Source organism: Ensifer sp. Root954 (genome assembly GCF_001429005.1).
Classification (GTDB): domain Bacteria; phylum Pseudomonadota; class Alphaproteobacteria; order Rhizobiales; family Rhizobiaceae; genus Ensifer; species Ensifer adhaerens.
Genome location: NZ_LMJM01000031.1, coordinates 1 through 1,117, shown reverse-complemented (window position 1 = coordinate 1,117; position 1,117 = coordinate 1). Strand labels below are relative to the sequence as shown.

The following is a 1,117-nucleotide window of genomic DNA, read 5'->3' as shown; positions in this document are numbered from 1 at the left end:
GGTGGGTTCAAGGATGAAGTGCGACTTGCGATAGATACCAATGGGTTGTCACTCGCAAGGAATGGCTCATGAGACGCACCTACTCCCAAATCGATATGGATGAACGTCGTAGGATCGCCCGGTGGCGAGCGGCTGGCCTGAGTGTCACTGTGATCGCCGAGAAGCTTGGGCGGCATCGCTCGACGATTTTCCGGGAACTCAGCCGCAATGCTTTCGACGATGTGCAAATGCCGGAGCTCAGCGGCTACTACTGTGTCACGGCCAACGAGATGGCGCGTGAGCGCAGAGCCAAGCTGCGCAAGCTTGCTCGGTTTGCGCATGTGCGCCGATCGGTGATCGAGCGGATCATGCATGGCTGGTCGCCGCAGCAGATCGCCGGCCGCATGCGGCTTGAGCGTCATCCGATTTCCGTCAGCTACGAGACGATCTACAAATTCGCCTATTCCGCAGACGGCCTTGCCATCAAGCTGTGGCGGCATCTGCCGGAACGTCGCGCGAGACGTCGACCGCGGCATGCCAGGCGGCGCTACGGCCGCCGTTTCAGCCCGGAACTCAACATTCTCCATCGTCCTGACGCGGTCGACGAGCGCAAGCAGTTCGGTCATTGGGAGTGCGATCTCATTCAATTTCGCAAGAAGTTCGGCAAGGCCAATGTGACGTCGCTGGTCGAGCGAGTCAGTCGCTTTGCCGTCTTCCTGCGCAACAACGACCGGCAATCGAAGCCGATCATGGACGGGCTGATCCAGGCGCTGCAGTCCCTGCCCCATCTCGCCCGCCGGTCGATTACCTTTGACCGTGGCACCGAATTCAGCGAATGGCCGTATCTCCAGGCTGGCATCGGAACGCAGACATGGTTCTGCGACCCGCAGGCGCCGTGGCAAAAAGGCACCGTTGAGAACACCAATCGCCGTGCTCGCAAATGGCTTTCGAGAGAGGTGGATCCTCTATCGATCACCGACGGTGACCTGAAGGACATTTGCGATCGGCTTAACTCGACGCCCCGAAAGTGCCTCGGCTATCGAACGCCCGCGGAAGTCTTCCGCAAGAAACTGCTCGCGCAAATGCGGCGTGTCGGTTAGCGTTGCACGCGCAAGTCGCAGTTCGGCGTGAACTCACA

The 1,117-nt window shown here is 59.9% G+C and carries 1 protein-coding gene; it reads left to right on the top strand.

What is annotated here, in order from left to right:
- Positions 1-68: 68 nt before the first annotated feature.
- A complete protein-coding gene (locus tag ASE71_RS24395) occupies positions 69-1,079 on the top strand; it encodes an IS30 family transposase (protein ID WP_060517157.1) in 1,011 nt (336 codons plus the stop codon).
- Positions 1,080-1,117 lie beyond the last annotated feature (38 nt).